The following is a 25,346-nucleotide window of genomic DNA, read 5'->3' as shown; positions in this document are numbered from 1 at the left end:
ACTAACTGATCCCATATGGGTCACCAAAGGCCGCCGCCGAAGAAGCCTGCCGCTCCATTCACGGCAGCGGCAGGCGCAGTTGGCCCGGGGCGTTGGAGACCCGGCGCAGAACCAACCTTTAGAGTCCGCTGTTGTTCCAGCCTGTTCCGCGCTTCAGACCTTTGCGCCATGGTTAACGACCTTTGGCTGGCCGCTCTGTAAGTCGCATCACAGTGCCTCGGGATTCGACAGTCCGCCTACAGATACGGCACTATTACAGCCCGTGTGGGGATAAGGGGAGATTACAAAATGTCATTTCCAGACGGCAATGTCGCCGAAGGCCCCGGCCTCAACGTGTTCTGCGTCAAGGCTGGCCAACTGTCGACGCCGGCCATCGGCGTTCTGCCCGGCATCACCCGGCGAACCGTGTTCGATCTTTGCGCCGAAGCCGGCCTTGCGGCCGCCCCGGCCGATGTCAGCGTCGCCGCGCTGAAGGGAGCCGACGAAGTCTTCATCACCTCCACAGCCGGCGGCATCATGCCAGTGACGGTGATCGACGGCGCTCCTGTCGCCGACGGCAAGCTAGGCGCGATCACCAGTCGGCTGATGGCGGCCTACTGGCAAAAGCATGACGACCCGGCCTGGTCGAGCCCGGTGCGCTATCCCTGACCAACCGAGCCTCTTCCTCAACCGGCAGGCTCAAAAAGATTTCCCCTCGCCTCTGGAAAATCGCGGGATGCGCCGTATATGGCACAAACGGAGAAGCCTCCGTTTCCATCCCCAATTCACGGCCCGCATGGGCAAGGATTCCACATCATGACATCAAAGATTTGGTTCATCACCGGATCGTCGAAGGGTTTTGGCCGCGTCTGGGCCGAGGCAGCGCTCGCTCGTGGCGACCGTGTCGCCGCGACCGCGCGTGACGCCGGCACCCTCGACGATCTCGTCGCCGATTATGGCGACAACATCGCCGCGATAAAGCTCGACGTCACCGACAAGAAGGCCGTCGATGCGGCAATCGCCGAGGCGCACAAGCGTTTTGGCCGGCTCGACGTCGTCATCAACAATGCCGGCTATGGCCATTTCGGCGCCATCGAGGAAGTCAGCGAACAGGAAGCCCGCGACCAGATCGAGACCAATGTCTTCGGCGCGCTCTGGGTCACCCAGGCCGCGTTGCCGATCATGCGGTCGCAGCGCTCGGGCCACATCATCCAGATCTCGTCGATCGGCGGCGTCAACGCTTTTGCCTCGCTCGGCCTCTACCACGCCTCGAAATGGGCGCTCGAAGCCTTCAGCCAGTCGCTTAGCCTGGAAGTCGCCGAATTCGGCATCCACGTCACGCTGGTCGAGCCGGGCGGCTTCTCCACCGACTGGTCCGGCGCCTCGGCCAAGGTCTCCAAGCCGATCGAGGCCTACGCGCCTGCCCGTGCCGCAATGGCCGATCGCCGCAGCCGCGCCGTGGCCGGCGACCCCGAGGCCACCGGACCGGCGATGCTCGAAATCGTCGATGCCGCGGAGCCGCCGCTGCGCGTGTTCTTCGGCGACGGCGGCCTGCCAATGATCAAGCAGGAATACGCCAACCGCATCGCGCTTTGGGAAAAGTGGGATCACGTTTCGGTCGAAGCGCAGGGCGCGAAGAAGAACCGCAAGGCAGCTTGAACGCGTCTAGAGCAATTCCAGGAAAAGTGTGTAACGGTTTTCCGTCCGGGATTGCGCAAAAAACAAAGAGGCAGATCGGGCTGCGTCGCCTTGGCGGCGCAGCCCCTGCCCTCAGCGATACTTAGGCCCGATAGACCCACTGCTCGGGCACGCGGACCGAAATCTCTTCCCCTGTGGTAATACAACCCGGTTTCTCGACCCAGGCAACCAGGCCGCGCAGCCGCTTCGCCGCCTTGGGAAAGGCCAGCGCGCCGGCCTCGCGATCGGCCATGCCGGCATTTTCGGCAATCGAACGTCCGGCAAGGCGGCACGGTCCGTTCTGCGCATCGACCTTGATCGTTACCCCACCCCTGAAGAACAACAGCGTGCCTGACGGCAGCATCGACAGATGCGGCACGCCTTCCATCAGCAGATTGGCGCCGATCCATCCCGGCTTGATTTCGGCGAGGCCCATCCGTTCGGCGACGATGGCGAGCTCGTCCGCCGCCACGATCGATATCTGCCTTTCGTTGCGCATTTCGGTGCCACGCGGATACCAGGGTTCGCGCCCGCCGGAAGGGCGCGTGGCGCCGGCGTGGAAGTCGCCGTCGATACCGTCGAAACCGAGCCGCAATTCTTCCACCAGGCGCGTCTGGAAATGATCTGACGGCGCGACGTAGAGCGCCGCCACTTTGGCGGAAAGCTTCTTGGCAGGAATGATTTCGACCGGCCTCTCAGCCTCGGGGAAGAGATCCGGCGTGGCGTTCTGTCTCTGAATCATGCCCTTGGTTTTGCCTGTCGAGCGGCAAGGCCGCAAGAGCGGTCTCGGCCAAAGCGCGCAGCTCTTCCACCGAAGCGCCGTCCCGCGCCTGGATCGACATGCCGTTCATGGTCCCGGCCAGGTATTTGGCGAAGCCCTCGACGGAAAATCCTTCCGGCAGGTCACCTTTTGCCTTGCCCTGCGCCAGCCGTCCCGCGATCGCCGCTTCGCTCGCCTTGCGATAGGTCTTGAGCTCATCGGCAATGGCCTGCGCCTGTGGTGAGGCTGCCAGCGCGCCGCTGACGAACAGGCAGCCGCCGGGCTTGCCGGGCCTGGAATAGGCCTCCGCCGCCCCGAGCAGCAACCGCCGGATCGCCTCCCCCGTCGAAACCGGGGCGCTCAGCGCTTCCAGCGCAAAGCCGATCTCGGTCTGGTGGTAGCGCTCAAGCGCCATGCGGAACAAAGTCTCCTTGTCGGTGAAGGCGTTGTAGATCTGTGGCGGCGTCAGCCCCATCGCCTCGCGCAGCATGATGAGCGACGTCGCCTCATAGCCATGCTCCCAGAACAGATGCATCGCCGCATCCAGTGCCCGGTCGGGGTCGAAGGCACGTGGCCGGCCGCCGCGCTGCTTTTCCAAATTATCCATAGCGATCGATACGAAACCTATTGACTCAGCGTCTCTGCGTAACGTAACAATCGATACGAAACATGGCAAGCGGCAACTGCAAGGCCATGCGATACCAGGAGAGGAGAGAAAAATGCCCATCACCGTGACCGCGCCGCAAGGCGTACTGACACCGGCGGGAGAGCGCGAAATCCTGCCGCGTCTCAGCGCCGCCCTCATCGAAGCCTCAGGCGCCACCGGCAATGCGTTCTTCACTGAGATTGTCGGTGGCACGGTCCACATCCTGCCACCGCATTTGATCTATGCCGGCGGCGGCAATCGACCTGTCGTCATGGTCGAGTTGAAACTCCCCAACATCGGCCTTGGCTCGGTCGAAGCCCGCGAGGGATTCATCACCGTTGCAGCCGCGATCGTCGCCGATCTCTGCGTGCCCGGTCACAGGCCGGAAAACACCTGGATCAACATCGTCAACGCGCCCGACGGCGGCTGGGGTATCGGCGACAGGCAGTATACGGGTGAGGCCCTCATCGCTGCCGCTGCTGCGGCGGCGCAGTGATGCGGCTAACGGCATCGAACAGGATCGAACCCATACGGCTCTCCCCTTCGCTGTTCTTCACCAGCAATTGCGAACCAGCACTGGCCTTCTACGAACAATGCGGTCTTGGCCGGGCAACCATCCTGCTGCGCTGGGGTGACAACGGCATGCCGGTGCGCACCGAAGCCATGCGCGGAAAGGTCCTGCATGCGCGCTTCGAAGGTCCGGGCGTGCTGTTTCACGCCTCCGACAATGATGATGCGGAGCCGATGAAAGGCTCCGCTTTGATGCTGGAGTTCGACGACCCGGCCAAAAAGCGCGAGCTTTTCGACCGCATGGCCGCAGGCGGCCGGATCACCGTGCCTTTGGCGAGGCAATATTGGGGAAGCAGTTTCGGCATGCTGGTCGACGCCTTTGGTGTGCAGTGGATGTTCTCCGGCCAATGAGCGCGGATCACGATCTTCTTACCTGAAAGCAGCACCGGTTCCGTATTGCGCCGCATTGCCGCCGTGCTGCACCGGCTTCATGGTAGGAAAGTCTGTGGAGATCTCCCATGCGTCCCGGGACGGCAATCACATTGCTCTGGCTGATCTGGGTCGTGTCCTGGTTTCTGGCCGCCTTCTGGTCCGATCCGGCGCAAAAGCGCGCCGGCATCCAGGCGGAGCTGCGCTATCGCGCTATGTGGTTGCTCGGCGCGGTGCTGCTGTTCATTCCCGCGCATGGCTATGCCGGCCGGCTGAGGTTCTGGTTTCCGACGCTTGCGGAAGCGTGGATCTGCGCGGGGCTCATCGCCATTGGCCTGTTGTTCGCCTGGTGGGCGCGGCTTCATCTCGGCCGTCTCTGGTCGGCTTCGGTGACGGCCAAGGCCGAACACCGTGTCGTCGATACCGGTCCCTACGGAATGGTCCGCCATCCGATCTATACCGGGTTGCTCTTGGCGATCCTGGCCACCATGGCGGCCAAAGGCACGGTCTGGGGCATCGCCGGCGCGGCCTTTCTCACCATCGGCATCGTCGTCAAGGCAAGGCTTGAGGAGCGCTTTCTGCGCGGCGAACTGGGTAGCGCCTATGACGATTATGCTCGACGGGTGCCGATGCTGGTGCCGTTCGCGCCAGCCTGATTACAACTTCCGCAACAGCGCGCCACCAATCGAATAACCGGCGCCAAACGCGCACAGCACGCCGAAATCGCCAGGCTTCATGTCAGCGTGGTTTTCCGACAGCGCGATGATAGCGCCGGCGCCGGCGGTGTTGCCGAGCCGCTCCAACACCATTGGCGCACGGTCGTGGTCGACCTCGTGGCCGAAAGCCAGCTTCAGGATCATGGCGTTCATCCGCGCATTGGCCTGATGCAGCCAGAAGCGCCGGACGGCTTGCGGCGTCAGCCCGTGCTCGGCCAGGAACTCGACGATGAATTTGTGGCCGGCGACGGTGACTTCCTTGAACACCTTGTTGCCGACCTGCTTGATCAGATTGCCCTCGAGGTTGATCATGTAGGGATCGTCCTGGGCGGTGCGGGTGTGGTAGCCCAGATTGGTGCGGATATTGTTCGACATCTGCGTCCAGGTGCGCGTGTCCAGCACCTCGAAGCGCCCCGGCCGCTTCTCGCCCTTGGCCAAACCCTCGACCACCATCGCCACGGACGCGTCGCCGAAGATGAAATGCGTCTGCCGGTCGCGGAAATTGAGATGACCGGTGATGATCTCCGGGGTAACCACCAGCACCCGCTTGTGCGCGCCCGTGCGCACCAGATTAACCGCGATGTGCAGAGCGGCGGCCGCCGACGAACAGCCAAGGCCCATGTCGAAACCGGCGCCCTTGGTGCCCAGCGCCTCCTGCATTTCGATGGCGATTGCCGGATAGGGCCGCTGCTGGTGCGAGGCCGAGCAGATCACCATGTCGATGTCGGACGGCTTCAGGCCGGCATGATCGAGCGCCTTTTTCGCCGAGGCGACGCCGAACTCGGCCTGCAGCGACAGCGCATCGTCGGGCCGCGCCGGGATGCGCGGCGCCATCCGGGTCGGATCGAGAATGCCTTCCCGCTCGATGACATGACGGGTGTGGACGCCCGAGGCGTGCACGATAAAGGCGCTGTCGGATTTCTGCAGCAGCGTCTCATCCGTGCCTTGCCGGCGCGCATTCTCAGCGTCGACCCAGGCATTGAAGCTGGCGACCAGTTCTTCATTGGTGATCTTGGCTTCAGGGATTTCAACGCCGATGCCGCTGATGATGACGCGATGCATATCCAGTCCGTCCATGCGCAGGCGTTGTCGTTCTCATGTGGGCGACGAAAAGGCTCGGCGCAACACTTTTCTCACCCGGCCGGTTTACGCCGGCTTAAGCCGAGGGCATTGGCGGCGTTCACCTGATTACTAGCCGGCCCGCTTGGCGACGATGAAGATGCGGGGGAAGCGCAGCAGCACCTTGCCGTTTGCGGTCTTCGGATAGGCCTTGGCGATCTTGGCGGTGTAGCTGTCGAGGAACATCTTGCACTCGTCCGTGTCCAGCGGATCGAGAAAGGGCTTCAACCCGGTCGACTTCACCCATTCGACGATCGCCTCGGCGTCATCAAGCGGATGGTTGTAGGCCGTATGCCAGATGTCTACCCGGTCGGAGAGCGGCGACAAGAGATCATAGTAGAACGATACCTGCGGCAAAGGTCCGCGCGCAGCCCCCGCCATCTTGGCAGTGAACGGCATTTCGGCTGCGGTCTCGCGCATCAGCTGATGCGAAGGCTCAAGCAGATTGTCGGGCATCTGGATGGCCAGCGCGCCGCCGGGCGCGAGAAAGCCCATCAGCCGCTGGAAGACAGCCGGATGGGTGGGCAGCCACTGGAACACCGCATTGGCGAAGATGACGTTGACCGGCTCGGCCGGCTGCCATGTCGAGGCATCCGCGAGGTCGAAATTGACGCCGGGCAGGCGCGCCCGCGCCTTTTCGATCATGTCGGGCGAAGTGTCGAAGCCACTGACCTCGGCATCCGGCCAGCGCTCGACCAGCAACTCGGTCGAGTTGCCCGGCCCGCAGCCGATGTCGACCACCCGGCGCGGGAAATCCACCGGCACCTGCGCGACGAGATCACGCGCCGGGCGCGTACGCTCATCCTCGAATTTCAGATATTGGGCGGCGGACCAATCAGCCATTTGAGCTCCTCATATCGCTTTGAGAACCCGCCGCCCGCTGTATCCCTTACCGCGTCAGACGCTTGTGGGTCATGCGGTGAGGCGCCGCTGCTTCCGCACCCAGGCGCCGCAGCTTGTCCTTCTCATATTCCTCGAAATTGCCTTCGAACCATTCGACATGCGCGTCGCCCTCGAAAGCCAGCATATGGGTGGCCATGCGGTCGAGGAACATGCGGTCGTGGCTGATGATGACAGCGCAGCCGGCATAGGCTTCGAGCGCGTCTTCCAGCGCGCCCAGCGTTTCGGTATCGAGGTCGTTGGTCGGTTCGTCGAGCAGCAGCACATTGCCGCCACCCTTCAGCATCTTCGCCAGGTGCACGCGGTTGCGCTGGCCGCCCGAGAGATTGCCGACCTTCTGCTGCTGGTCGCCGCCACGGAAGTTGAAGGAGGAGCAATAGGCGCGGCTGTTGACCTCATGCTTGCCGAGCTTGATGATCTCGGCGCCGCCTGAAATCTCTTCCCAGACCGTCTTGTTCCCATCGAGCGCGTCGCGGCTCTGGTCGACATAGCCGAGCTTGACCGTCTCGCCGATGCGCACCGTTCCAGAATCCGGCTTTTCCTGGCCGGTGAACGTCTTGAACAGCGTCGTCTTGCCGGCGCCGTTCGGGCCGATGACGCCGACAATGCCGCCGGGCGGCAGCCTGAACGACAGGTTCTCGATCAGAAGCTCGTCGCCAAAGCCCTTGTTGAGCCCCTCGACCTCGATGACGACATTGCCGAGACGCTCGCTCGACGGGATGACGATCTGCGTGTCGGTCGGCTTGCGGTTCTGCGACTGCTCGACCAGATCTTCGTACGCTTTGATACGCGCCTTGGACTTGGTCTGGCGTGCCTTGGGCGAGGACTGGATCCACTCGCGCTCACGCCAGATCGACTTCTGGCGGGCGTCGTCCTCGCGGCCTTCCTGGATCAGACGCTTGGCCTTGGCGTCGAGATATTTGGTGTAGTTGCCCTCGTATGGAATGCCGCGGCCGCGATCGAGTTCGAGGATCCAGCCGGTGACATTGTCGAGGAAGTAGCGGTCGTGGGTGATGATCAGCACCGAGCCAGGATAGTCGCGAAGGTGCTTTTCCAGCCACGCCGTGGTCTCGGCGTCGAGATGGTTGGTCGGTTCGTCGAGCAGCAGAAGGTCGGGCTGGCGCAGCAGCAGCTGGCAAAGCGCGACGCGGCGGCGCTCGCCGCCCGACAGGTTGGTCACTTCGGAATCGCCTGGCGGGCACTGCAGCGCGTCCATCGCCATCTCGACCTGCTGTTCGAGATCCCACAGGTTCAGCCGGTCCATCTCATCCTGGAGCTTGCCGGACTCGTCCGCCGTCTCGTCGGAATAGTTCATCATCAATTCGTTGTAGCGCTCGATGATGGCGGTCTTCCGGGCGACGCCTTCCATGACGTTTTCCATCACGGTCTTGTTCGGGTCGAGATGCGGCTCCTGCGCGAGATAGCCGACAGTAGCACCCTCGGCCAGCCAGGCCTCGCCCTGGAACTCCTTGTCGAGCCCGGCCATGATGCGCAGGATGGTCGACTTACCCGAGCCGTTGGGGCCGAGAATGCCGATCTTGGCATCCGGATAGAATGACAGATGAACGTTATCGAGCACCTTCTTGGTGCCATAGGCCTTGGACAGGCCGGACATGTGATAGATGAACTGGCGAGCCACGCGCGCTTTCCCTGACAGTTGACCGAAAATGTCGGATTGAATGGAGGTTGGGCGCTATGTAGGCGATGCCGGGCCGAACGGCAATCGCTTTTGCCATTTCAAGCCGGGCGTACACCGCACGTTAAGTTTTCTGCCGGCGCAGCGTGCGCTGAAATCTCCGGTTAACTCTTCAGCGTCAAAACAGGACCGATCGCTGGCTTTCGCGATCGAGAAAGCACTGGCGCCTATTGGCTGCGCTTGCGCTGCTGCAACGCGCCGACCGCAACCGAGACGGCCATCAGCACGATCGCCAGCCATTTCAGCGTGGTGATGATCGGACCGGCATCGATGTCATACGCGATGAACAGCAGGATGCCCGGCACCAGCAGGCCGCACATGACCAGCATGATGCGGTTGATCTGCCAGGACACTTTCGCCGCCAGCGCATCGTCGCCGGCCTCGGTGACAAGGCCGGTGCGCATCTCCTTGGAGGCCATGAGCGCGCTGGACAGGCGAATTGAGATTGGCAGGCCAAGTCCGATGATGAGGAAAGCGCATGCCGCCAGGAGAGCTGAGAATTTCAACGCGCTGGTCTCGGCCGGCACCGGAAACAAAAAGGTTGCCAGCGGCAGGAAGACACAGACGATGCCGAGCGCGGCCATGGCGATGAAGATCGCGGCATTGACCCAGGTGAACAGCTGGTAGCGGCCGGCCCCGATCGGCGCGGCGAGCACGCGCATGCGCGCACACTCGGCATCGGTATAGGAAAAGCCCGGCCATTCCATGCGGCCGTCCCGGATTGCGATCATTCCCCTGGCCCAGAAAGCCAGCCGCGCCAGTGCGCCTGATGTCATGCCGCTCATCGCCACCCCGCCGAATGAAATGCGTCCAGACCTTATCACCGCGTCGCTGCGAGGCGACAGACGGAAATCCTACTGGAACCCGGCCGCATCGACCGAGCCCTTCGGGCAGCCGGCCTTGGTCGTCGGCGCCGAGGCGAGCATCAGATTGCCCAGCGAACTGTCGGGGCCGATCGGGCCGGTCAGGCCGAGCGTGAGCTCGCCGATCAGCCGCCTGCCGCTTGACGGATCGACCAGGCAGGACACGCGCACCCGCGCGCCGGCCCCGGCGCCGAAGGCGCTGTCGAAGGCGTTGCGAATCTGGTCCGAGGTCAGCTGCTTGCCCACATTCTTGGTGAAAAGCTCGCGCACCGGCGAGGCATTCACCGCCCGCATCAGGTTCAACGCCTCGGCAAAATACTCCTGCTGGCTCTTGCCGTAGCAGGTGCCGTGCTTGATCCACTCATGCCGTTCGAGCTTGGACGCCGTGCCCGGCATCACCTGGTCGAGCTCGGCGCGCGTGTTGGCATCGAGATCGACCGGCGGCAGGTCTGCCCAATGAGCCGGATTGTCATTGGCCTTGTCGCTCGCCGGCACCTGGCAATAGAAATTGCCGTTCGGCTGCGGCCACAGGCCGTGCAAGGTGAAATGCGACGCGTCGAAACCGCCCGCCGTCTGCGCCTGGCATTCGGGCTTGCTCGACTTGGTTTCGCAGAAGGCCGGCTGCCAGCTCAGCGCAAAGACATATTCAGGCTTTGCCGAAGCCGCAGGCTTGCCCTGATCGGCTGGTACAGCCGGCTGGGCCGACGCGCTGCCGCCGGTAACATGGCCACAGCTGATCTTGACCCAGCGACGCTCCGGATCGGCGCCGGGAACGCGGATGAGGTAATGCGTCGGCGTATCCTTGTTGCCGGCCAGGAGGTCGTAGCTCTGCCCGGCCGTTGTCGAAACATTGCCCGGGTTCTTGCCGCTCTTGATCGCCTGCGTTGCCGGACATGCGGCATCGGCCACGAAGGAGCCGCTCATCTTCACGTCGGCTCGCGCCGTGCCCGCGCCGGCCAGCGCAAAAAACACCGCAGCCACTATTGCCGATATCCGCATTCCAGCACTCCTAGCGTGTCATAGCGCAAGCTAGAAACGTGCGACATGTCAGAATTACGATTTCTTTCGCCGGCCGCAAAAAACAATCTCCACAAGGTGCGGCTTGGCGCTTCCCGACCTCCCCTTGACGTCGCTCCCGCCGTCGCCCAACAGTCGCTGAGGGAGCGAGACATGGCATTTGACAAGCAGACGACGCTGGCCTCACCGACCGGGGCGGCGCTCAACCTTTACGTGAAGCACGCCGAGGGTAGCCCGCGCGCGGTCGTCCAGATCAACCACGGCCTGGCCGAGCACGCCGCGCGCTACGCCCGTTTCGCCGATTACCTGTCGCCGCGTGGCTTTCATGTCTACGTCCAGGACCATCGAGGCCACGGCGCGACCAAGGCGCCCGATGCCCCGCTCGGCAGGTTTGCCGGCACAGGCGGCCAGGCCAAGGTGATCGCCGATGTCGACGCAGTCCACGATTTGATCGCCAAGGAGCAGCCCGGCCTGCCGGTCATCCTGTTCGGCCATTCGATGGGTGCTTCGGTGGCGCTCAATTACCTCCTGGCGCACTCGCCACGGGTGCACGCCGCCGCGATCTGGAACGGCAATTTCTCGCAAGGTCTGCTTGGTCAGCTTGCGCTCGCCATCCTGGCTTATGAGCGATTCAGGCTAGGCTCCGACGTCCCCTCGCGCATCTTGCCCCGGCTGACCTTCCAGGCCTGGGGCAAGGCGGTGCCCAACCACAAGACGCTGTTCGACTGGCTGTCGCGCGACGAAGCGGAAGTGGCCAAATACATCGCCGATCCGCTCTGCGGCTGGGATGCTTCGATCTCGATGTGGCTCGATGTCGTCCAGATGGCGCAAAATGGCGGCAAGGATTCCGGCTTTGCCGGCATCCGGCGCGACCTCCCCGTCAGCATCGTCGGCGGCGAGAAGGACCCGGCTTCCGACTATGGCAAGGGCATTGACCATCTCGCCAAACGCATGCGCGCGATGGGCTTTTCGAATCTGGTTTCAAAGGTTTACGCCGATACCCGCCACGAAAGCCTGAACGAAGTGAACCGCAACCTCATCATGGACGATTTCGCCGCTTGGGCTGACGGCATCCTGAAGGGATGAAAGCTTGGCCCAGCGCAAGGCCCGTGACAGCGGCATCCCGGATTGATAGAGGCTGCGGTTCCGACCCGTTTTTGGTGATTTATGGCTGAACCTCCGCTGAAAGGCGTCCGCGTCGTCGAACTTGCCCGCATCCTGGCCGGGCCTTGGGCCGGGCAATTGCTGGCCGATCTCGGCGCCGATGTCATCAAGGTCGAGAGCCCCGATGGCGGCGACGACACCCGCAAATGGGGCCCGCCCTTCGTCATGAGCCATGACGGCGAAAACCTGTCCGCCGCCTATTACCATTCCTGCAATCGCGGCAAGCGTTCCATTGCGGTTGATTTCTCGACGCCCGAAGGGGCGGAGACAGTGCGCCGGCTGGTCGCCTCGGCCGACGTACTGATCGAAAACTTCAAGCTCGGCGGCCTGAAGAAGTATGGCCTTGACTACGAGAGCCTGAAGGCGATTAACCCGCGCCTTGTCTATTGCTCGATCACTGGCTTCGGCCAGGACGGGCCCTATGCGCCACGCGCGGGCTATGATTTCATCATCCAGGCCATGGCCGGCATGATGTCGATCACCGGCGAGGCCGGACGCGAGCCGCAAAAGGCCGGCGTAGCCATCTCGGACATTTTCACCGGCCTCTATTCGGTCATCGCCATCCAGGCAGCGCTTCGACATGCCGAGAAGACCGGCGAGGGCCAGCATATCGACATGGCGCTGTTCGACACCCAGATCTCGGCGCTCGGCAACCAGAACCTCAACTATCTCGTCTCCGGCAAGTCGCCGGTGCAGATGGGCAATGCGCATATGAACATCGCGCCCTATGAGGTCGTGCCGGTCAGGGACGGCCACATCATCCTCGCTGTCGGCAATGACGGCCAGTTCGGCAAATTCTGTGCCGCTGTCGGTCTCGACCATCTCTCATCGAATCCCGATTTCGCCACCAATCCGGCCCGTGTCGCCAACCGGGCGAAATTGCGCGAGCATATGATCGAGACGTTGAAGCAATGGGATCGCGATCCGCTGCTGGCGAAGCTCGAAGCGGCAAGCGTGCCGGCGAGCCCGATCAACAATATCGGCCAGATGTTTGCCGATCCGCAGACCATCGCTCGCGGCATGCGCCTCGACCTCGACGACGGACACGGCAATCGTCTGCCGTCGGTGCGCGCGCCGATGGTGATGTCGGGCACGCCGCTGGTCTATGAGCGCCCCTCGCCGCGCCTTGGCGAACACACCGAAGAAATCCTTGCCGAACTGGAGAAATCAGCGAAATGAAGACCGGCGGACAACTGATCGTCGACGCGCTGGAAGCGAACGGCACCGATCGCATCTTTTGCGTGCCGGGCGAATCCTATCTCGCGGTGCTTGACGCGCTACATGACTCGCCGATCCGTACCATCGTCTGCCGCCAGGAAGGCGGTGCTGCGATGATGGCCGATTGCCAAGGGCGGCTGACCGGCAAGCCCGGCATCTGTTTCGTCACCCGCGGCCCCGGCGCCACCAACGCATCGGCCGGCATTCACATCGCCATGCAGGATTCGATACCCGTTATCCTGTTCATCGGCCAGGTCGCCAGCCACGCCAAGGAGCGCGAGGCCTTCCAGGAGGTGGATTACAAGCGGTTCTTCGGCGACATCGCCAAATGGGTGGTCGAGATCGACGACGCCGCGCGCATCCCCGAATTCGTCACCCGCGCCTTTGCGGTGGCGACATCGGGCCGTCCCGGCCCTGTCGTCATTTCGCTGCCCGAGGACATGCTGACCAGTGTCGTCGAAGCGCCCGCGGCCTTGCCGCACACGCCGGTCGAAACTCGCCCCGGCGAAGCCGAACTCGACGCGCTGGAGAAACTGCTCGGCAAAGCCAGGCGTCCTTTCGTCATCCTGGGCGGCACACGCTGGGACGAGGAAGCAGTGGCACGCATGCGTGCGGTCGCCGAAGCCTGGTCGCTGCCGGTCGGCTGTTCCTTCCGCCGCCAGATGCTGTTCGATCATCTCCACCCTAACTATGCCGGCGATGTCGGCATCGGCATCAACCCGAAGCTGGCGACGGCGATCAAGCAAGCCGACCTGGTGCTTTTGATCGGCGGCCGCATGGGCGAGATGCCCTCTTCCGACTACACGCTGCTGAAGAGCCCCTATCCCGACCAGACGCTGGTGCATGTCCATGCCGATGCCGGTGAACTCGGCCGCGTCTACCGGCCGACGCTGGCAATCAACGCTTCACCATCGGCCTTCGTCGAAGCCTTTGCCAAGCGCAAGCCGACCTCCGCGCCAGCCTGGGCCGACGAGACAGCCAAGCTGCACGCCGCCTATCTCGACTGGTCGACGCCGCCGGAGAGCGGCCCCGGACCGGTCCAGATGGGACCGATCATGAATTACCTGGAAAAGATGCTGCCCGACGACTCCATTCTGACCAACGGCGCCGGCAACTACGCCACCTGGGTCCATCGCTTCCACCGCTTCCGCCGCTTCGCCACGCAAGGCGCTCCCACCTCCGGCTCGATGGGCTACGGCACCCCGGCCGCGGTCGCCGCCAAGGCTCTCTATCCGAACCGCACCGTGATCGCCTTTGCCGGCGACGGCTGCTTCCTGATGAACGGCCAGGAATTTGCGACCGCCGTCCAGTATGATCTGCCGATCATCGTCATCGTCGTCAACAACGGCATTTACGGCACCATCCGCATGCATCAGGAGCGCGACTATCCCGGCCGCGTCGTCGCCACAGATTTGAAGAACCCCGACTTTGCCGCCCTTGCCCGCGCCTATGGCGGCCATGGCGAGACCGTGGAGAAGACGACCGATTTCGCGCCCGCCTTCGAACGCGCGCGGGCCAGCGGCAAGCCGGCGATCGTCGAGATCAGGCTCGACCCCGAGGCAATCACGCCGACAAGGACGATGACGCAGATCCGCGACAAGGCCTGACGAAAAGGGGCGGTCGACCGCCCCTTTTGTCGGCCTGGTTGCGCTACTTCACAGCTTCGATCTGGCCGCGGATCTCGCCATCCTTGTTGGCGGCGGTGTGGACATTGACGTAGTACTTGCCGGCTTCAAGGTCGGCAGCCTGCGCGTCGGTCAACGTCGCCGATCCCTTGATCGGGCTCTTCAGCTTCTTGAACGGAATGACCGGATCCGCGTTCGCGCCCATATCCGCCGGGCCATGGATGTGGGCGGCCACAGCCGATCCGCTGAGACCGGAATATTTGACGTTCCAAGTGAGCTTCTTCTTGGTGGTGTCGAAAGTGAAGGTAGCGGTTCCCTTGCCCTTGGTCGTCACGGGCGGACTCTGCTGGCTGCCGTCGAGCGTCGCCTTGAACTTCATCGTCTCGGCCATGGCCGGCGATGCGAGAAGGAAGGCGGTCGAAACGGCTAGGGCCGAAAGCATCGGCACGGACAGGATGCGCATAAAGAACCTCCGTTGATGGCAGCATCCTGCACGGCTCCCCGGCGCGCGGATGCATCAGTGAAACGGTTGGGCGGCGCTTTGTATCCCTGCGCACATTTATTTTACCGCAGCCAACGAAAAAGGGGCGGGCGCCAGCCCCTTTCGGATTTCATGAAGACCGCGGTCAGACGGCAGCCAGCGCCTGCGTCAGGTCGGCGATCAAATCGTCCGGGTGCTCGACGCCAATGGATAGCCTGACCGTGGTCTCGAGCACGCCAATGCGCTGGCGCACGTCGAAGGGGATGCCGGAATGGGTCATCGCCGCCGGGTGGCTGGCGAGTGATTCCGTGCCGCCAAGGCTCACCGCCAGTTTGAAGATCTGCAGCCCATTGAGAAAGGCGAAGGCTGCCTTCTGCCCGCCCCTGATATCGAAAGAGAATGTCGAGCCGGCGCCGCTGCATTGCGCCTTGTAGGCGCGGCCGGCGGCGGTATCCTCGCCGAGGAACGGCAGGTAATGCACCTTCTCGACCTTGGCGTGGTCGCGCAGGAATTCGGCCACCAGCCGAGCATTGTCGTTGGCCCGCTCCATGCGGATCGACAGAGTCTCCAGCGAACGGCCGAGCATCCAGCAGGAATGCGGGTCGAGCTGCGTGCCGATGGCGCCGCGCAGCGCCTTGATCGGCTTGGTCACCGCCTTGCTGCCCATCGCTGCACCGGCGATCAGGTCGGAATGGCCGCCGACATATTTGGTCAGCGAATAGACCGAGACATCGGCGCCATGGTCGATCGGCCGCTGGAACACCGGGCCGAGCAGGGTGTTGTCGCAGACGACGATCGGCGTCGATCCTTGGCTAGCGCCTATTTCGTCGGCGATCTTCCTGATCAGCGCGATGTCGACCAGGCTGTTGGTCGGATTTGACGGGGTTTCGATCAGGATGACCGAGACGCGCCCCTTCGCCACGGCAGCATCGGCAGCCGCCCGCACCGCCTTCTCGTCGACGCCATCCGCAAAGCCGACGGCGCCGATGCCGAAGCCGGACAGCGTACGCGTCAACAGCGTCTCGGTGCCGCCGTAAAGCGGCTGCGAATGCAGGATGACATCGCCCGGACGGGCATAGGCAAGCAGCGTGGTGGCGATCGCCGACATGCCCGACGAAAACAGGATGCAGGCGTCGGTCCCCTCATAGACCGCCAGCCGGTCCTCGACGATCTCCGAGTTGGGATGGTTGAAGCGCGAATAGACCAGACCGGACGCCGTGCCGCTCGGCGGCTCCTTGCGGCCGGAGGTGTAGTCGAAGAAATCGCGCCCCTCTTCCGCCGACTTGAACACGAAGGTCGAGGTCAGGAACACCGGCGGCTTGACGGCGCCTTCCGACAGCTGCGGATCAAAGCCGTAGCTCAGCATCAGCGTCTCGGGATGGAGCTTGTGGTTGCCGATGTGGGTTTTCGACGGGCGCGGCGCGGTCATGGTTTTTCCTGCGTTCTGGAGGAGCCTCGCGGGGCAATTTATGCGATCCCCATCGCGCAGTCCTTGCTATTTTCGGCCTCACATGAATGCATATGAGCAACAAATTGCCGAGAGACGATAAAAGTGCAGCAGAAGATAGCCGACGATTTCGACCTTAAGATCCTGCGCGAACTGCAGGCCGACGCCCGCATCACCAACAACGAGCTTGCCGAACGCATCGGTCTGTCGCCTTCGCCTTGCCTGAGGCGGGTACGGCGGCTGGAGGAAGCCGGCATTATCAGAGGCTACACGACACTGGTCGATCCGGCCGCTTTCGGCTGGAGCATGGTCGCCATCGCCACCGTTCGGCTCAGCCGCCAGAACGAGGACGAGATCGTCATGTTCGAGGACGCGATCCGTGGCTGGGAAGAGGTACTGGAATGCCACCTCGTCACCGGGTCGCGCGACTATGTGCTGAAGGTGGTGACCGGCAGCCTCGAACAGTACGAGCGCTTCATCAAGGAAAAGATCGCGCGGCTGAAATGCGTCGCCTCGATCGAGACCAGCTTTGTCATGAACACCATAAAGGAACGGCGCCTTTGACACTTGGTCGAAGGCGCCGCTCTCGAGTTTGAAATTATCGAACCAGGCTTATTTGATCGCCTTGTCGGTGATCGCCGTGGTGTAGGCGCCTTCCGGCGCCTTGGTGATGATCTTCTGGTCGAGCAGCGCCTTGGCGGTGCGCTCATAGGTCGCCGGATCGAGCTTGCCGTCGGCATTGTCGATCAGCTTGGCGACTTCGCTCATCATCCGCTTCTGGTGGTTCTCGTCCTGGCCGCCGGCGTCCATGACGATGCCGGCTGCTTCGTCATTGTTGTCGACGGCGTATTTCCAGCCCTTCATCGAGGCGCGCACGAAACGCACCATCTTGTCCTCGAAGGCCGGATCCTTGAGCTTGTCTTCCGAGGCATAGAGCCCGTCCTCGAGCAGGTCGTTGCCCATCGCCGAGTAGTTGAACACGGTCAGCTGTTCCGGCTTGTAGCCGGCGTCGATCAGCTGCCAGTATTCATTGTAGGTCATGACCGAAATGCAGTCGGCCTGCTTCTGGATCAGCGGCTGCACGTCGAAGCTCTGCTTCAGAACGGTGACGCCGTCAGGCCCCCCCTCGGTCTTGAGGCCAAGCTTGTTCATCCAGGCGTAAAACGGATATTCGTTGCCGAAGAACCAGACGCCGAGCGTGTGGCCCTTGAAGTCGGCTTCGGTCTTGATCGGACCGTCCTTGGGGCAGACCAGTTCCATGCCGGCCTTCTTGAACGGCTGGGCGATGTTGACCAGCGGCACGCCCTTTTCGCGCGCGGCCAGCGCGCCGCCCATCCAGTCGACGATGACGTCGGCGCCACCACCGGCAATCACCTGCTCCGGCGCAATGTCGGGACCGCCCGGCTTGATGTCGACGTCGAGGCCCTCGGCCTCATAGAAACCCTTGGCCTTGGCGACATAGTAGCCGGCAAACTGGGCCTGCGTGACCCATTTCAGCTGCAAGGTCACCTTGTCGGCGGCCATGGCCTGGAACGCGGCCAGCGACATCGCGCCGGCGAGAACAGGAATGATCAGTCTTTTCATGTTTTTACCCTCTGAAGTTAACACCCAAACCCACCGCCCTATCCACCACGGACAGAGGGATGCCAAAACGTGACGGCTCTTTCGATGAGAGCGACCACGCCATAAAAGACCGAACCCGCCAGTGCTGCAACTGCGATTTCGGCCCAGACCATGTCGATGTTCATCCGCCCGACCTCGGTGGAGATGCGGAAGCCCATGCCGACGACCGGCGTGCCGAAGAATTCGGCGACGATGGCGCCGATCAGCGCCAGCGTCGAATTGATCTTCAGCGCGTTGAAGATGAAGGGCGCCGCTGCCGGCAGCCTGAGTTTCAAGAGCGTCGGCCAGTAGCTCGACGCATAGGTGCGCATCAGGTCGCGCTCCATATGGCCGGAGGCGGCAAGGCCGGCGACCGTGTTCACCAGCATCGGGAAGAAGGTCATGATGATGACCACCGCCGCCTTGGATGGCCAGTCGAAGCCGAACCACATCACCATGATCGGCGCCACGCCGATGATCGGCAGCGCCGAGACCATGTTGCCGATCGGCAAGAGCCCGCGGCGCAGGAACGGCACGCGGTCGGCCGCGATCGCCACGAGGAAGCCGGCGCCGCTGCCCACGACATAGCCGAAGATCACCGCCTTGAAGATGGTCTGCCGCACGTCCGCGCCAAGCACCGGCAGTGAACTGGCGATGCGCGCGCCGATGGCGCTCGGCGGCGGCAAAAGGATGAAGGGGATGCCGGCGCCGCGCGTCACCGCTTCCCAGATGATCAGGATCCAGGCGCCGAAGATCGCCGGGATGATCAGGCGCAGCGCCATCCGCACCCCTTTTTCCATCGGTCGAAGCCCCGACAGCACCGCCACGCAGCGCCAGGCGAGCAGCCAGGCAGCCGTGAGCAGCAGGAAATACGGCGCCAATGCAGTGCCTTCGAAACCGGCAATGCCCGAGATCAGCATCCAGGCGACGAGATGGGCGCCGACAAACAGCACCACGGCCTCTGCCAGCGACGAAATCCTGAGCATCGAGATCAGCCCCGCCAGCACCGCCAGACCGATCATCGGGGTCTTTATTCCGAGATAGGGATAGTCGAAGCTGGCCGTCGGGTCTGCAAGGGCTGCCGCCTCCGGCTTCGACATCGCGCCGAGCGCCAGAGCGACAAGACACAGGAGAATGGCCAGCATCGCTTGCCAGGATGGCTTCAGCCAGTTCATGCCGGCCTCCCGCCCATGGCGCGGTCGACGAGGCGCCCGGCTATGCCGACCACCATGACCAGCAGCGCGGCCACCACCGAGCCGGCAACCAGCGCGGACCAGATGTCAATGGACTGGCTGTAATAGGCGCCGGCGAGCAGCTTGGCGCCGATACCGGCGACGGCACCCGTCGGCAGCTCGCCGACAATGGCGCCGACAAGGCTTGCCGCCACCGCCACCTTCATCGACGTGAACAGGAACGGCACCGAGGCCGGCACGCGGAGCTTCCAGAAGGTCTGCGAGACACTGGCATTGTAGGTATGCATCAGGTCAAGATGCATAAGTTCGGGCGAGCGCAGGCCTTTCACCATGCCCACCGTCACCGGGAAGAACGACAGATAGGTCGAGATCATCGCCTTCGGGATCAGGCCGCTGATGCCGATTGCCCCCAGCACGACGATGATCATCGGCGCCACCGCCAGGATCGGGATGGTCTGCGAGGCGATGATCCACGGCATCAGGCTGCGGTCGAGCGTCGCCACATGGACGATGCCAACCGCAATGATGATGCCTAACGCGGTGCCGAAGGCAAAGCCGAGCAGCGTCGACGACAGCGTCACCCAGGCGTTGTAGACGAGGCTGCGGGTCGAGGTGATGGGCCGCAGAAACGTGTTCTCGAAGAAATTGACCGCCACCTGGTGCGGCGCCGGCAGCGTCGGCTTCGGTTGCGACAGCGTCTTGCCGATGAATTCGACGGTGCCGGGGGTTTCGTTGGCACGGGTGTCGAGATCGCGCTGGAAAGGCGCGTTGAGGATGACGGCGAAGATGTACCAGAGCACAACCAACCCAGCGAGGATCGATGTCACCGGAACAAGCTTGTCGCGGAAGCTGTCCATCTAGCGAGCCTCGTCAGCAGGGCGCCCTCCTCTCCCCATCGGGGAGAGGGTGGCCGGAGCGAAGCGGAGGTCGGGTGAGGGGGTAGAAATCTTTCCGTCAAGGCAAGCCAAGATCGTATCAAGCACGGCTCGGCGCTCGGCCAAGACTTCATGATTCCAGAACCGGAGAACGGAATAACCCTGGTTGTTCAACCAATCCGTCCGAGCAGGATCCGTCAGTGAATCGGCGTGCTGGCTGCCATCAAGTTCGACAATCAGCCCTGTTTCTCGGCAAACGAAATCGGCGATGAAAGGTCCGAGCGGTACTTGCCGCACAAATTTGTAGCCGTTGAGATGACGCCCCCTCAGTTCTCCCCAAAGTCGGCACTCAGCTTCGGTCTCGTCAACCCGCAGCTTTCGGGCGCGGGCAGTTGCCCCGACCTTCCTTTTAGTCGGGTCCGTCGGCGCTGCCCCCTCACCCGACCTCCGCTTCGCTCCGGCCACCCTCTCCCCGTTGGGGAGAGGAGGAATCTCTTGCCCCACCCCCTCAATCTTCATAGCTGTGCCCCGCGTGCAGACCATCGCGGACGCGTGCGGCGATCGCCAGGAATTCCGGCGTCTCGCGGATGTGGAGCGGCCGCTCTCTGGGCAGCGTCGATTCGATGACATCGGTGACGCGGCCCGGGCGTGGCGACATGACGACGATGCGCGTCGAAAGATACACGGCCTCAGGAATGGAGTGGGTGACGAAGCAGATGGTCTTGTTGGTGCGTCCCCACAATTCCAGCAATTGCTTATTGAGGTGATCGCGCACGATCTCGTCCAGCGCGCCGAACGGCTCGTCCATCAGCAGCAGATCGGCGTCGAAGGCCAGCGCGCGGGCGATCGAGGCGCGCTGCTGCATGCCGCCGGAAAGCTGCCAAGGATATTTCTTCTCGAAACCTGAGAGGTTGACGAGGTCGAGCGTGCGGTTGATCCGCTCCCTCTGTTCCGCTTTTGACAGGCCCATGATCTCCAGCGGCAGCCCGACATTGCGCTCGATGGTGCGCCACGGGAACAGGGCCGCCGCCTGGAAGACATAGCCATAGGCGCGTTTCTCGCGCGCCTGCTCCGGCGTCATGCCATTGACGGAAATGGTGCCCGATGTCGGCTTCTCCAGGTCGGCGATGACGCGCAGCAAGGTGGTCTTGCCGCAACCGGACGGGCCGATGAAGGAGACGAACTCACCCTTGCCGATGGTGAGGTCGACATTGGAGAGTGCCTGTACCGGACCGTCATTGGTCTGGAAGGTGAGGCCAAGTTTGCTTGCCGAAACGACGGCTGGCGAGGTTCCCGTCATTGGCTGCAGCCTGCCTTTCGCAGCCTCTGGCACGCAGGATGAAATGCCGTTGCATTTGCGTTGATGTTGTTTTCCACTCGTCCAATCCCAGTCAATCGACGCCCGGAGCCTTGCCGATGTCGCCCAAACCCACCTGTCATCTTATCCGTCCTGAAAGCACTTATGAAGGCAAGCAGGGACTGACCTATTTCGCCGGCATTGCCGCCGAAACCGTCGGCTCGTCCGGCATCTGCATGCATCTGCTCACCTTGCCGCCCGGCGCCCGCGCCAAGGCGCATCTGCACGAAAGCCATGAGACGGCGATCTATGTGCTCTCCGGCGAGGTCCACACCTGGTATGGCGACCGGCTCGAGAACCACATCGTCGTCAAGGCCGGCGACCTCTTCTACATTCCCGCCGGGGTGCCGCATCTGCCGGCCAATCTCAGCAACGCCCCCTCGTCGGCCGTCATCGCTCGCACCGACCCAAACGAGCAGGAAAGCGTGGTCCTGCTGCCGGAACTGGATGCGCTGGTCGCCTGACGGGGGACGCCTCACCGTCATTTGCACCGCGCAACCTCGCCCATGACGTTGCCGTCTTCGTCGGTGATCGTCAGTTTCTTGGCGTTCTTGGCGCTGCGCTTGATGGTGAACTTGGTCGGCTCCGAGCCCTCTTCGCCTTCCGCTTCGCATGTTGCCATCACCACCAGCGACCCATCGGCCTGCGCCTGCTTCTGCGTGAACGTGCAGGCGCTGGCCGCGGTGACCAACGCCTCGTCGGTCAAAAGCAGCATCTGATCGGCGGCGACTTCCTGGCCGTTCCGGTTGATGCAGCCATATTTGTCGCCATAGGGTTTCGACAGGTCGATGCCGGCCGCGAAAGCTGGACCAGCGGCCAGAACGGCAAGCACCGCTACGGAGAGACCAAAACCACGCACACTCATTCCCCCAAATCCAACGTCACGAACACGGTTGCAGCGGCCCCATTTCTTCAAGGCCGGGGATGGTCACGAAGAACCCATCGTCGCCCTTGTTGGTGACCACAACGGTTTCAGCCGTCGTACCCGCCTCACCCTCGGCCGAACAGGTCGCATCAAGCGATTGCGTACCCGGCGCCGAGGTCAATTGCTGCTCGAACCGGCAGCCGCTGCCATAGGTCTCGATACCCTCCGCGGTCAGCACGATGTAGTCGTCGCCGTCCTGGTAACCGGCCTTTGCGACGACGCAGCCGGCATCGTTGCCCCAGGAGCCAAGCAGCACGCTGGCCGCATGTGCCGGAGCAATAACGACCGTCGCCACCACCAGTGAGATAAGCGCTGCGCAGCTCCGCAACATCAGACCCCTGTCGCCGGAATGCCGGTCCGCTCCACCTTGCGCGGCGCAGTAATGTCCTTCCAGGTCGACAGCGCCCGGTTGACCGCCGCGTTCGGCTCGCGGGCGACAAACTCGCCATGGCCGGGCTTGGCCTTGATCTCGGCTTCCTCGATCGACAGTTCACCGCGTGAAAAAACGAAGCGCGGCAGGCCGGTCACTTCGAACCCCTCGAAGACATTGTAGTCGATCACCGACTGCTGCTTCTTCGACGTGATCTTCTTCTTGCGCTTCGGATCCCACACCACGATGTCGGCGTCGGCGCCTTCAACGATGGCGCCCTTCTTCGGATACATGTTGAGGATCTTGGCGATGTTGGTCGAGGTTACCGCAACGAACTCGTTCATCGTCAGCCGCCCGGTGTTGACGCCGGTCGTCCACAATACCGGCATGCGGTCTTCGAGCCCGCCGGTGCCGTTCGGGATCTTTGTGAAATCACCGACGCCATTGCGCTTCTGCTTCGTGGTGAAGGCGCAGTGGTCGGTCGCCACCACTTGCAGCGAGCCTGCCTGCAGCCCGGCCCACAGCGAATCCTGGTGCAGCTTGTTGCGGAAGGGCGGGCTCATGACGCGCCGCGCCGCGTGGTCCCAATCCTTGTCGAAATACTCGCTCTCATCCAGCGTCAGATGCTGGATCAGCGGCTCGCCGAACACCCGCATGCCCTTCTGTCGCGCCCGGCGGATCGCCTCGTGCGCCTGCTCGCAGGAGACATGCACGATATAGAGCGGCACGCCGGCCATGTCGGCGATCATGATGGCGCGGTTGGCCGCCTCGCCTTCCACCTCAGGCGGCCGTGAATAGGCATGCGCCTCCGGCCCGTTATTGCCGGCGGCCAAGAGCTTTTGCGACAGAGCGGCGACCACGTCGCCATTCTCGGCATGGACCAGCGGCAGCGCGCCGAGATCGGCGCAGCGCTGGAACGACGCATACATCTCGTCGTCGTCCACCATCAGCGCCCCCTTGTAGGCCATGAAGTGTTTGAAGGAGGTGATGCCCTTGTCGACGACGGTCGCCATCTCGTCGAACACCTGCTTGCCCCACCAGGTGATCGCCATGTGGAAGGAATAGTCGCAGGATGCTTTCGAGGTCTTGTTGTCCCACATCTGCAAGGCTTCCAGCAGCGACTGCTGCGGCGCCGGCAGGCAGAAATCGACCACCATCGTCGTGCCGCCCGAAAGTGCGGCGCGCGTGCCGGACTCGAAATCGTCGGCCGAATACGTGCCCATGAACGGCATTTCGAGATGGGTGTGCGGATCGATGCCGCCCGGCATGATGTAGCAGCCGGTGGCGTCGAACTCATGGTCGCCATGCAGGTTGGAGCCGATAGCGACAATCTTGCCGTGCTGCATCAGTACATCCGCCTTCCAGGTGCGGTCGGCGGTGACGATAGTGCCGTTTCGGATGACTTTGGTCATTTTTCGTGTTCCCTTGTTCTTGTCGCGCTTCTTTGTGAGCGTCGTTTGAATCCAGATTTTTAGTTCACGCCACGATCCCCGCAGTTTCCACCACCGCGTGGAACAGCACGTCGGCGCCGGCGCCGGCCCATTCCTTGGTGATTTCCTCGGCCTCGTTGTGTGACAGCCCGTCAACGCAGGGGCACATCACCATGGCGGTCGGCGCGACGCGGTTGATCCAGCAGGCGTCATGGCCGGCGCCGGAGACGATATTGCGATGCGTGTAGCCGAGGCGGTCGGCGGCATCGCGGATTGCCTTGACGCAGTTCTTGTCGAATGTGACCGGGTCGAAATGGCCGACCTGTTCGATCTGATACTTGATGTCTAGCGCATCGCAGATCGTGTCGATGCCTTCGCGGATGCGGGCATCCATGGCGTCGAGCACTTCCTTCTCCGGCGAGCGGATGTCGATGGTGAAGACGGTGCGGCCGGCGATGATGTTGCGCGAGTTCGGGTAGGCCTCCATGTGGCCGACCGCGCCGACCGCATCGGGTTGGTAGTCCATGGCGATCTCGTGCACCAGTTCGATAACCCGGGCCATGCCGAGCCCGGCATTGCGGCGCTTGGGCATCGGCGTCGAACCGGTATGCGCTTCCTTGCCGGTCAGCGTCACCTGCAGCCATTTCAGGCCTTGGCCGTGGGTAACGACGCCGATGTCGATGCCCTCGTCTTCGAGGATCGGCCCTTGTTCGATATGCAATTCGAAGAAAGCGTGGATCTTGCGATCGCCGACCCTTTCCGATCCCTTCCAGCCAATACGCTCCAGCTCCTCGCCGAATTTTTTGCCGTCCTTGTCGACATGCTGGTAGACGTCGGCCTGGTCGAGCACGCCGGCAAAGACGCCGGACGCCATCATCGCCGGCGCGAAGCGCGCGCCTTCCTCGTTGGTCCAGTTGGTGACCACAATCGGATGCCTGGTCGTGATGCCGAGGTCGTTGAGCGAGCGGATGATCTCCAGCCCGCCGAGCACGCCGAGCACGCCGTCATATTTGCCGCCGGTCGGCTGCGTATCGAGATGGCTGCCGACATAGACCGGCGGCAGGCTGGGATCGGCGCCTTCCCTGCGGGCAAACATGGTGCCCATTTCGTCGAGGCCCATTTCGAGCCCTGCCGCCTCGCACCAGCGCTTGAACAGATGCCGGCCCTCTCCGTCCTCGTCGGTCACGGTCTGGCGATTGTTGCCGCCGGCAATGCCGGGACCGATCTTCGCCATCTCCATGATGGAACCCCACAAACGGTCTGAATTGATTCGCAGATTCTCGCCGGGTGCGGCCATGCACAGTCCTTCCATTTCATGTTCTGGACGCGTGGCGGTTCCCATCGCCA

At 63.0% G+C, this 25,346-nt stretch carries 27 protein-coding genes and 1 pseudogene; 10 read left to right on the top strand and 18 right to left on the bottom strand.

Going from position 1 to position 25,346, the window contains the following annotated elements; translation table 11 throughout:
* Positions 1–300: 300 nt before the first annotated feature.
* Both ACWGTO_RS10940 and ACWGTO_RS10935 read left to right on the top strand, forming a co-directional pair.
* Positions 301–648 (top strand): annotated as a pseudogene (locus tag ACWGTO_RS10940) (aminotransferase class IV); the annotation flags it as partial.
* A 147-nt stretch (positions 649–795) separates the two neighbouring features.
* A complete protein-coding gene (locus tag ACWGTO_RS10935) occupies positions 796–1,638 on the top strand; it encodes an SDR family oxidoreductase (protein ID WP_454574861.1) in 843 nt (280 codons plus the stop codon).
* A gap of 121 nt (positions 1,639–1,759) precedes the next feature.
* Here the strand turns inward: ACWGTO_RS10935 and ACWGTO_RS10930 are convergent, their stop codons facing one another.
* Positions 1,760–2,398 carry an MOSC domain-containing protein gene (locus ACWGTO_RS10930; RefSeq protein ID WP_454574860.1) on the bottom strand — a complete coding sequence of 213 codons (639 nt, stop codon included), beginning with the start codon at positions 2,396–2,398 and terminating at the stop codon, positions 1,760–1,762.
* Entirely contained in the window at positions 2,352–3,023 is a 672-nt protein-coding gene (locus tag ACWGTO_RS10925; RefSeq protein ID WP_454574859.1) for a TetR/AcrR family transcriptional regulator, read from the bottom strand. Before ACWGTO_RS10925 ends, ACWGTO_RS10930 begins: the two co-directional genes overlap by 47 nt.
* Before the next feature lie 112 nt (positions 3,024–3,135).
* Here ACWGTO_RS10925 and ACWGTO_RS10920 point away from each other — a divergent pair, with 112 nt between their 5' ends.
* The 3 genes from ACWGTO_RS10920 to ACWGTO_RS10910 all read left to right on the top strand — a co-directional run bounded on the left by ACWGTO_RS10920 (position 3,136) and on the right by ACWGTO_RS10910 (position 4,657).
* Positions 3,136–3,558, top strand: coding sequence for a hypothetical protein (locus ACWGTO_RS10920; protein ID WP_454574858.1), 423 nt, complete (start codon positions 3,136–3,138; stop codon positions 3,556–3,558).
* 32 nt (positions 3,559–3,590) lie between these two features.
* Positions 3,591–3,983 carry a VOC family protein gene (locus ACWGTO_RS10915; RefSeq protein WP_454574945.1) on the top strand — a complete coding sequence of 131 codons (393 nt, stop codon included), beginning with the start codon at positions 3,591–3,593 and terminating at the stop codon, positions 3,981–3,983.
* A gap of 107 nt (positions 3,984–4,090) precedes the next feature.
* Positions 4,091–4,657: a methyltransferase family protein gene (locus ACWGTO_RS10910; RefSeq protein WP_454574857.1), complete on the top strand. Its 567-nt coding sequence runs from the start codon at positions 4,091–4,093 to the stop codon at positions 4,655–4,657.
* Here the strand turns inward: ACWGTO_RS10910 and ACWGTO_RS10905 are convergent, their stop codons facing one another.
* The 5 genes from ACWGTO_RS10905 to ACWGTO_RS10885 form a co-directional block, all read right to left on the bottom strand.
* The gene (locus tag ACWGTO_RS10905; RefSeq protein ID WP_454574944.1) at positions 4,658–5,779 is read right to left on the bottom strand and encodes a beta-ketoacyl-ACP synthase III; all 1,122 of its coding nucleotides are present in this window, start codon (positions 5,777–5,779) and stop codon (positions 4,658–4,660) included. It abuts the gene before it with no gap.
* Between the two features lie 129 nt (positions 5,780–5,908).
* Positions 5,909–6,679: a trans-aconitate 2-methyltransferase gene (tam, locus tag ACWGTO_RS10900; RefSeq protein WP_454574856.1), complete on the bottom strand. Its 771-nt coding sequence runs from the start codon at positions 6,677–6,679 to the stop codon at positions 5,909–5,911.
* Positions 6,680–6,725: 46 nt separating this feature from the next.
* The gene (gene ettA / locus ACWGTO_RS10895) at positions 6,726–8,375 is read right to left on the bottom strand and encodes an energy-dependent translational throttle protein EttA (protein ID WP_454574855.1); all 1,650 of its coding nucleotides are present in this window, start codon (positions 8,373–8,375) and stop codon (positions 6,726–6,728) included.
* 224 nt (positions 8,376–8,599) lie between these two features.
* On the bottom strand, positions 8,600–9,217 hold the full coding sequence (locus ACWGTO_RS10890; RefSeq protein WP_454574854.1) for a hypothetical protein: 618 nt from the start codon (positions 9,215–9,217) through the stop codon (positions 8,600–8,602).
* A 69-nt stretch (positions 9,218–9,286) separates the two neighbouring features.
* A complete protein-coding gene (locus ACWGTO_RS10885; protein WP_454574853.1) occupies positions 9,287–10,294 on the bottom strand; it encodes a ribonuclease T2 family protein in 1,008 nt (335 codons plus the stop codon).
* Between the two features lie 171 nt (positions 10,295–10,465).
* On the opposite strand from ACWGTO_RS10885, the gene ACWGTO_RS10880 reads away from it, so the two are divergent.
* From ACWGTO_RS10880 to ACWGTO_RS10870, 3 genes are all read left to right on the top strand, one after another.
* Positions 10,466–11,398, top strand: coding sequence for an alpha/beta fold hydrolase (locus ACWGTO_RS10880; protein WP_454574852.1), 933 nt, complete (start codon positions 10,466–10,468; stop codon positions 11,396–11,398).
* Between the two features lie 81 nt (positions 11,399–11,479).
* Positions 11,480–12,655 (top strand): CaiB/BaiF CoA transferase family protein, encoded by a 1,176-nt coding sequence (locus ACWGTO_RS10875; protein ID WP_454574851.1) that lies wholly within the window; start codon positions 11,480–11,482, stop codon positions 12,653–12,655.
* Entirely contained in the window at positions 12,652–14,301 is a 1,650-nt protein-coding gene (locus tag ACWGTO_RS10870) for a thiamine pyrophosphate-binding protein (protein WP_454574850.1), read from the top strand. The genes ACWGTO_RS10875 and ACWGTO_RS10870 overlap by 4 nt, the downstream gene beginning before the upstream one ends.
* A gap of 43 nt (positions 14,302–14,344) precedes the next feature.
* Here the strand turns inward: ACWGTO_RS10870 and ACWGTO_RS10865 are convergent, their stop codons facing one another.
* Together ACWGTO_RS10865 and ACWGTO_RS10860 are read right to left on the bottom strand one after the other, a co-directional pair.
* Entirely contained in the window at positions 14,345–14,782 is a 438-nt protein-coding gene (locus ACWGTO_RS10865) for a CHRD domain-containing protein (RefSeq protein WP_454574849.1), read from the bottom strand.
* A gap of 163 nt (positions 14,783–14,945) precedes the next feature.
* Entirely contained in the window at positions 14,946–16,229 is a 1,284-nt protein-coding gene (locus tag ACWGTO_RS10860; protein WP_454574848.1) for a cystathionine gamma-synthase family protein, read from the bottom strand.
* 123 nt (positions 16,230–16,352) lie between these two features.
* On the opposite strand from ACWGTO_RS10860, the gene ACWGTO_RS10855 reads away from it, so the two are divergent.
* Complete coding sequence (locus ACWGTO_RS10855) at positions 16,353–16,811, top strand: Lrp/AsnC family transcriptional regulator (protein WP_454574847.1); 459 nt, start codon at positions 16,353–16,355, stop codon at positions 16,809–16,811.
* A 48-nt stretch (positions 16,812–16,859) separates the two neighbouring features.
* Here the strand turns inward: ACWGTO_RS10855 and ACWGTO_RS10850 are convergent, their stop codons facing one another.
* Genes ACWGTO_RS10850 through ACWGTO_RS10830 form a run of 5 tightly spaced genes read right to left on the bottom strand, consistent with a single transcriptional unit; the run spans position 16,860 to position 21,217 of the window.
* Positions 16,860–17,831 carry an ABC transporter substrate-binding protein gene (locus ACWGTO_RS10850; RefSeq protein ID WP_454574846.1) on the bottom strand — a complete coding sequence of 324 codons (972 nt, stop codon included), beginning with the start codon at positions 17,829–17,831 and terminating at the stop codon, positions 16,860–16,862.
* A 38-nt stretch (positions 17,832–17,869) separates the two neighbouring features.
* Positions 17,870–19,024 carry an ABC transporter permease gene (locus ACWGTO_RS10845; protein ID WP_454574845.1) on the bottom strand — a complete coding sequence of 385 codons (1,155 nt, stop codon included), beginning with the start codon at positions 19,022–19,024 and terminating at the stop codon, positions 17,870–17,872.
* Complete coding sequence (locus tag ACWGTO_RS10840) at positions 19,021–19,899, bottom strand: ABC transporter permease (protein ID WP_454574844.1); 879 nt, start codon at positions 19,897–19,899, stop codon at positions 19,021–19,023. The genes ACWGTO_RS10845 and ACWGTO_RS10840 overlap by 4 nt, the downstream gene beginning before the upstream one ends.
* On the bottom strand, positions 19,900–20,436 hold the full coding sequence (locus ACWGTO_RS10835; protein WP_454574843.1) for an endonuclease domain-containing protein: 537 nt from the start codon (positions 20,434–20,436) through the stop codon (positions 19,900–19,902).
* Entirely contained in the window at positions 20,426–21,217 is a 792-nt protein-coding gene (locus ACWGTO_RS10830; RefSeq protein ID WP_454574842.1) for an ABC transporter ATP-binding protein, read from the bottom strand. The genes ACWGTO_RS10835 and ACWGTO_RS10830 overlap by 11 nt, the downstream gene beginning before the upstream one ends.
* A gap of 116 nt (positions 21,218–21,333) precedes the next feature.
* On the opposite strand from ACWGTO_RS10830, the gene ACWGTO_RS10825 reads away from it, so the two are divergent.
* Positions 21,334–21,738 (top strand): cupin domain-containing protein, encoded by a 405-nt coding sequence (locus ACWGTO_RS10825; protein WP_031193071.1) that lies wholly within the window; start codon positions 21,334–21,336, stop codon positions 21,736–21,738.
* 17 nt (positions 21,739–21,755) lie between these two features.
* Here the strand turns inward: ACWGTO_RS10825 and ACWGTO_RS10820 are convergent, their stop codons facing one another.
* The 4 genes from ACWGTO_RS10820 to ACWGTO_RS10805 form a co-directional block, all read right to left on the bottom strand.
* Positions 21,756–22,139, bottom strand: coding sequence for a hypothetical protein (locus tag ACWGTO_RS10820; RefSeq protein WP_454574841.1), 384 nt, complete (start codon positions 22,137–22,139; stop codon positions 21,756–21,758).
* 16 nt (positions 22,140–22,155) lie between these two features.
* Complete coding sequence (locus ACWGTO_RS10815; protein ID WP_454574840.1) at positions 22,156–22,530, bottom strand: hypothetical protein; 375 nt, start codon at positions 22,528–22,530, stop codon at positions 22,156–22,158.
* Positions 22,530–23,981 carry a dihydropyrimidinase gene (gene hydA / locus ACWGTO_RS10810; protein WP_112560330.1) on the bottom strand — a complete coding sequence of 484 codons (1,452 nt, stop codon included), beginning with the start codon at positions 23,979–23,981 and terminating at the stop codon, positions 22,530–22,532. Before hydA ends, ACWGTO_RS10815 begins: the two co-directional genes overlap by 1 nt.
* Positions 23,982–24,045: 64 nt before the next feature.
* Complete coding sequence (locus ACWGTO_RS10805; protein ID WP_454574839.1) at positions 24,046–25,296, bottom strand: Zn-dependent hydrolase; 1,251 nt, start codon at positions 25,294–25,296, stop codon at positions 24,046–24,048.
* Positions 25,297–25,346 lie beyond the last annotated feature (50 nt).

Source organism: Mesorhizobium sp. PL10 (assembly GCF_053714315.1).
Note: the sequence above shows the minus strand (reverse complement) of the source record. Positions and strands in the feature narration are given on the sequence as shown.

Excerpts from the sequence above, each read along its gene's own strand:
- ACWGTO_RS10935 (WP_454574861.1), top strand. The coding sequence starts at position 796 with ATGACATCAAAGATTTGGTTCATCACCGGATCGTCGAAGGGTTTTGGC.
- ACWGTO_RS10930 (WP_454574860.1), bottom strand. The coding sequence starts at position 2,398 with ATGATTCAGAGACAGAACGCCACGCCGGATCTCTTCCCCGAGGCTGAG.
- ACWGTO_RS10925 (WP_454574859.1), bottom strand. The coding sequence starts at position 3,023 with ATGGATAATTTGGAAAAGCAGCGCGGCGGCCGGCCACGTGCCTTCGAC.
- ACWGTO_RS10920 (WP_454574858.1), top strand. The coding sequence starts at position 3,136 with ATGCCCATCACCGTGACCGCGCCGCAAGGCGTACTGACACCGGCGGGA.
- ACWGTO_RS10910 (WP_454574857.1), top strand. The coding sequence starts at position 4,091 with ATGCGTCCCGGGACGGCAATCACATTGCTCTGGCTGATCTGGGTCGTG.
- ACWGTO_RS10905 (WP_454574944.1), bottom strand. The coding sequence starts at position 5,779 with ATGCATCGCGTCATCATCAGCGGCATCGGCGTTGAAATCCCTGAAGCC.
- tam (WP_454574856.1), bottom strand. The coding sequence starts at position 6,679 with ATGGCTGATTGGTCCGCCGCCCAATATCTGAAATTCGAGGATGAGCGT.
- ACWGTO_RS10890 (WP_454574854.1), bottom strand. The coding sequence starts at position 9,217 with ATGAGCGGCATGACATCAGGCGCACTGGCGCGGCTGGCTTTCTGGGCC.
- ACWGTO_RS10885 (WP_454574853.1), bottom strand. The coding sequence starts at position 10,294 with ATGCGGATATCGGCAATAGTGGCTGCGGTGTTTTTTGCGCTGGCCGGC.
- ACWGTO_RS10880 (WP_454574852.1), top strand. The coding sequence starts at position 10,466 with ATGGCATTTGACAAGCAGACGACGCTGGCCTCACCGACCGGGGCGGCG.
- ACWGTO_RS10875 (WP_454574851.1), top strand. The coding sequence starts at position 11,480 with ATGGCTGAACCTCCGCTGAAAGGCGTCCGCGTCGTCGAACTTGCCCGC.
- ACWGTO_RS10870 (WP_454574850.1), top strand. The coding sequence starts at position 12,652 with ATGAAGACCGGCGGACAACTGATCGTCGACGCGCTGGAAGCGAACGGC.
- ACWGTO_RS10865 (WP_454574849.1), bottom strand. The coding sequence starts at position 14,782 with ATGCGCATCCTGTCCGTGCCGATGCTTTCGGCCCTAGCCGTTTCGACC.
- ACWGTO_RS10860 (WP_454574848.1), bottom strand. The coding sequence starts at position 16,229 with ATGACCGCGCCGCGCCCGTCGAAAACCCACATCGGCAACCACAAGCTC.
- ACWGTO_RS10850 (WP_454574846.1), bottom strand. The coding sequence starts at position 17,831 with ATGAAAAGACTGATCATTCCTGTTCTCGCCGGCGCGATGTCGCTGGCC.
- ACWGTO_RS10845 (WP_454574845.1), bottom strand. The coding sequence starts at position 19,024 with ATGAACTGGCTGAAGCCATCCTGGCAAGCGATGCTGGCCATTCTCCTG.
- ACWGTO_RS10840 (WP_454574844.1), bottom strand. The coding sequence starts at position 19,899 with ATGGACAGCTTCCGCGACAAGCTTGTTCCGGTGACATCGATCCTCGCT.
- ACWGTO_RS10835 (WP_454574843.1), bottom strand. The coding sequence starts at position 20,436 with ATGAAGATTGAGGGGGTGGGGCAAGAGATTCCTCCTCTCCCCAACGGG.
- ACWGTO_RS10830 (WP_454574842.1), bottom strand. The coding sequence starts at position 21,217 with ATGACGGGAACCTCGCCAGCCGTCGTTTCGGCAAGCAAACTTGGCCTC.
- ACWGTO_RS10825 (WP_031193071.1), top strand. The coding sequence starts at position 21,334 with ATGTCGCCCAAACCCACCTGTCATCTTATCCGTCCTGAAAGCACTTAT.
- ACWGTO_RS10820 (WP_454574841.1), bottom strand. The coding sequence starts at position 22,139 with ATGAGTGTGCGTGGTTTTGGTCTCTCCGTAGCGGTGCTTGCCGTTCTG.
- ACWGTO_RS10815 (WP_454574840.1), bottom strand. The coding sequence starts at position 22,530 with ATGTTGCGGAGCTGCGCAGCGCTTATCTCACTGGTGGTGGCGACGGTC.
- hydA (WP_112560330.1), bottom strand. The coding sequence starts at position 23,981 with ATGACCAAAGTCATCCGAAACGGCACTATCGTCACCGCCGACCGCACC.
- ACWGTO_RS10805 (WP_454574839.1), bottom strand. The coding sequence starts at position 25,296 with ATGGCCGCACCCGGCGAGAATCTGCGAATCAATTCAGACCGTTTGTGG.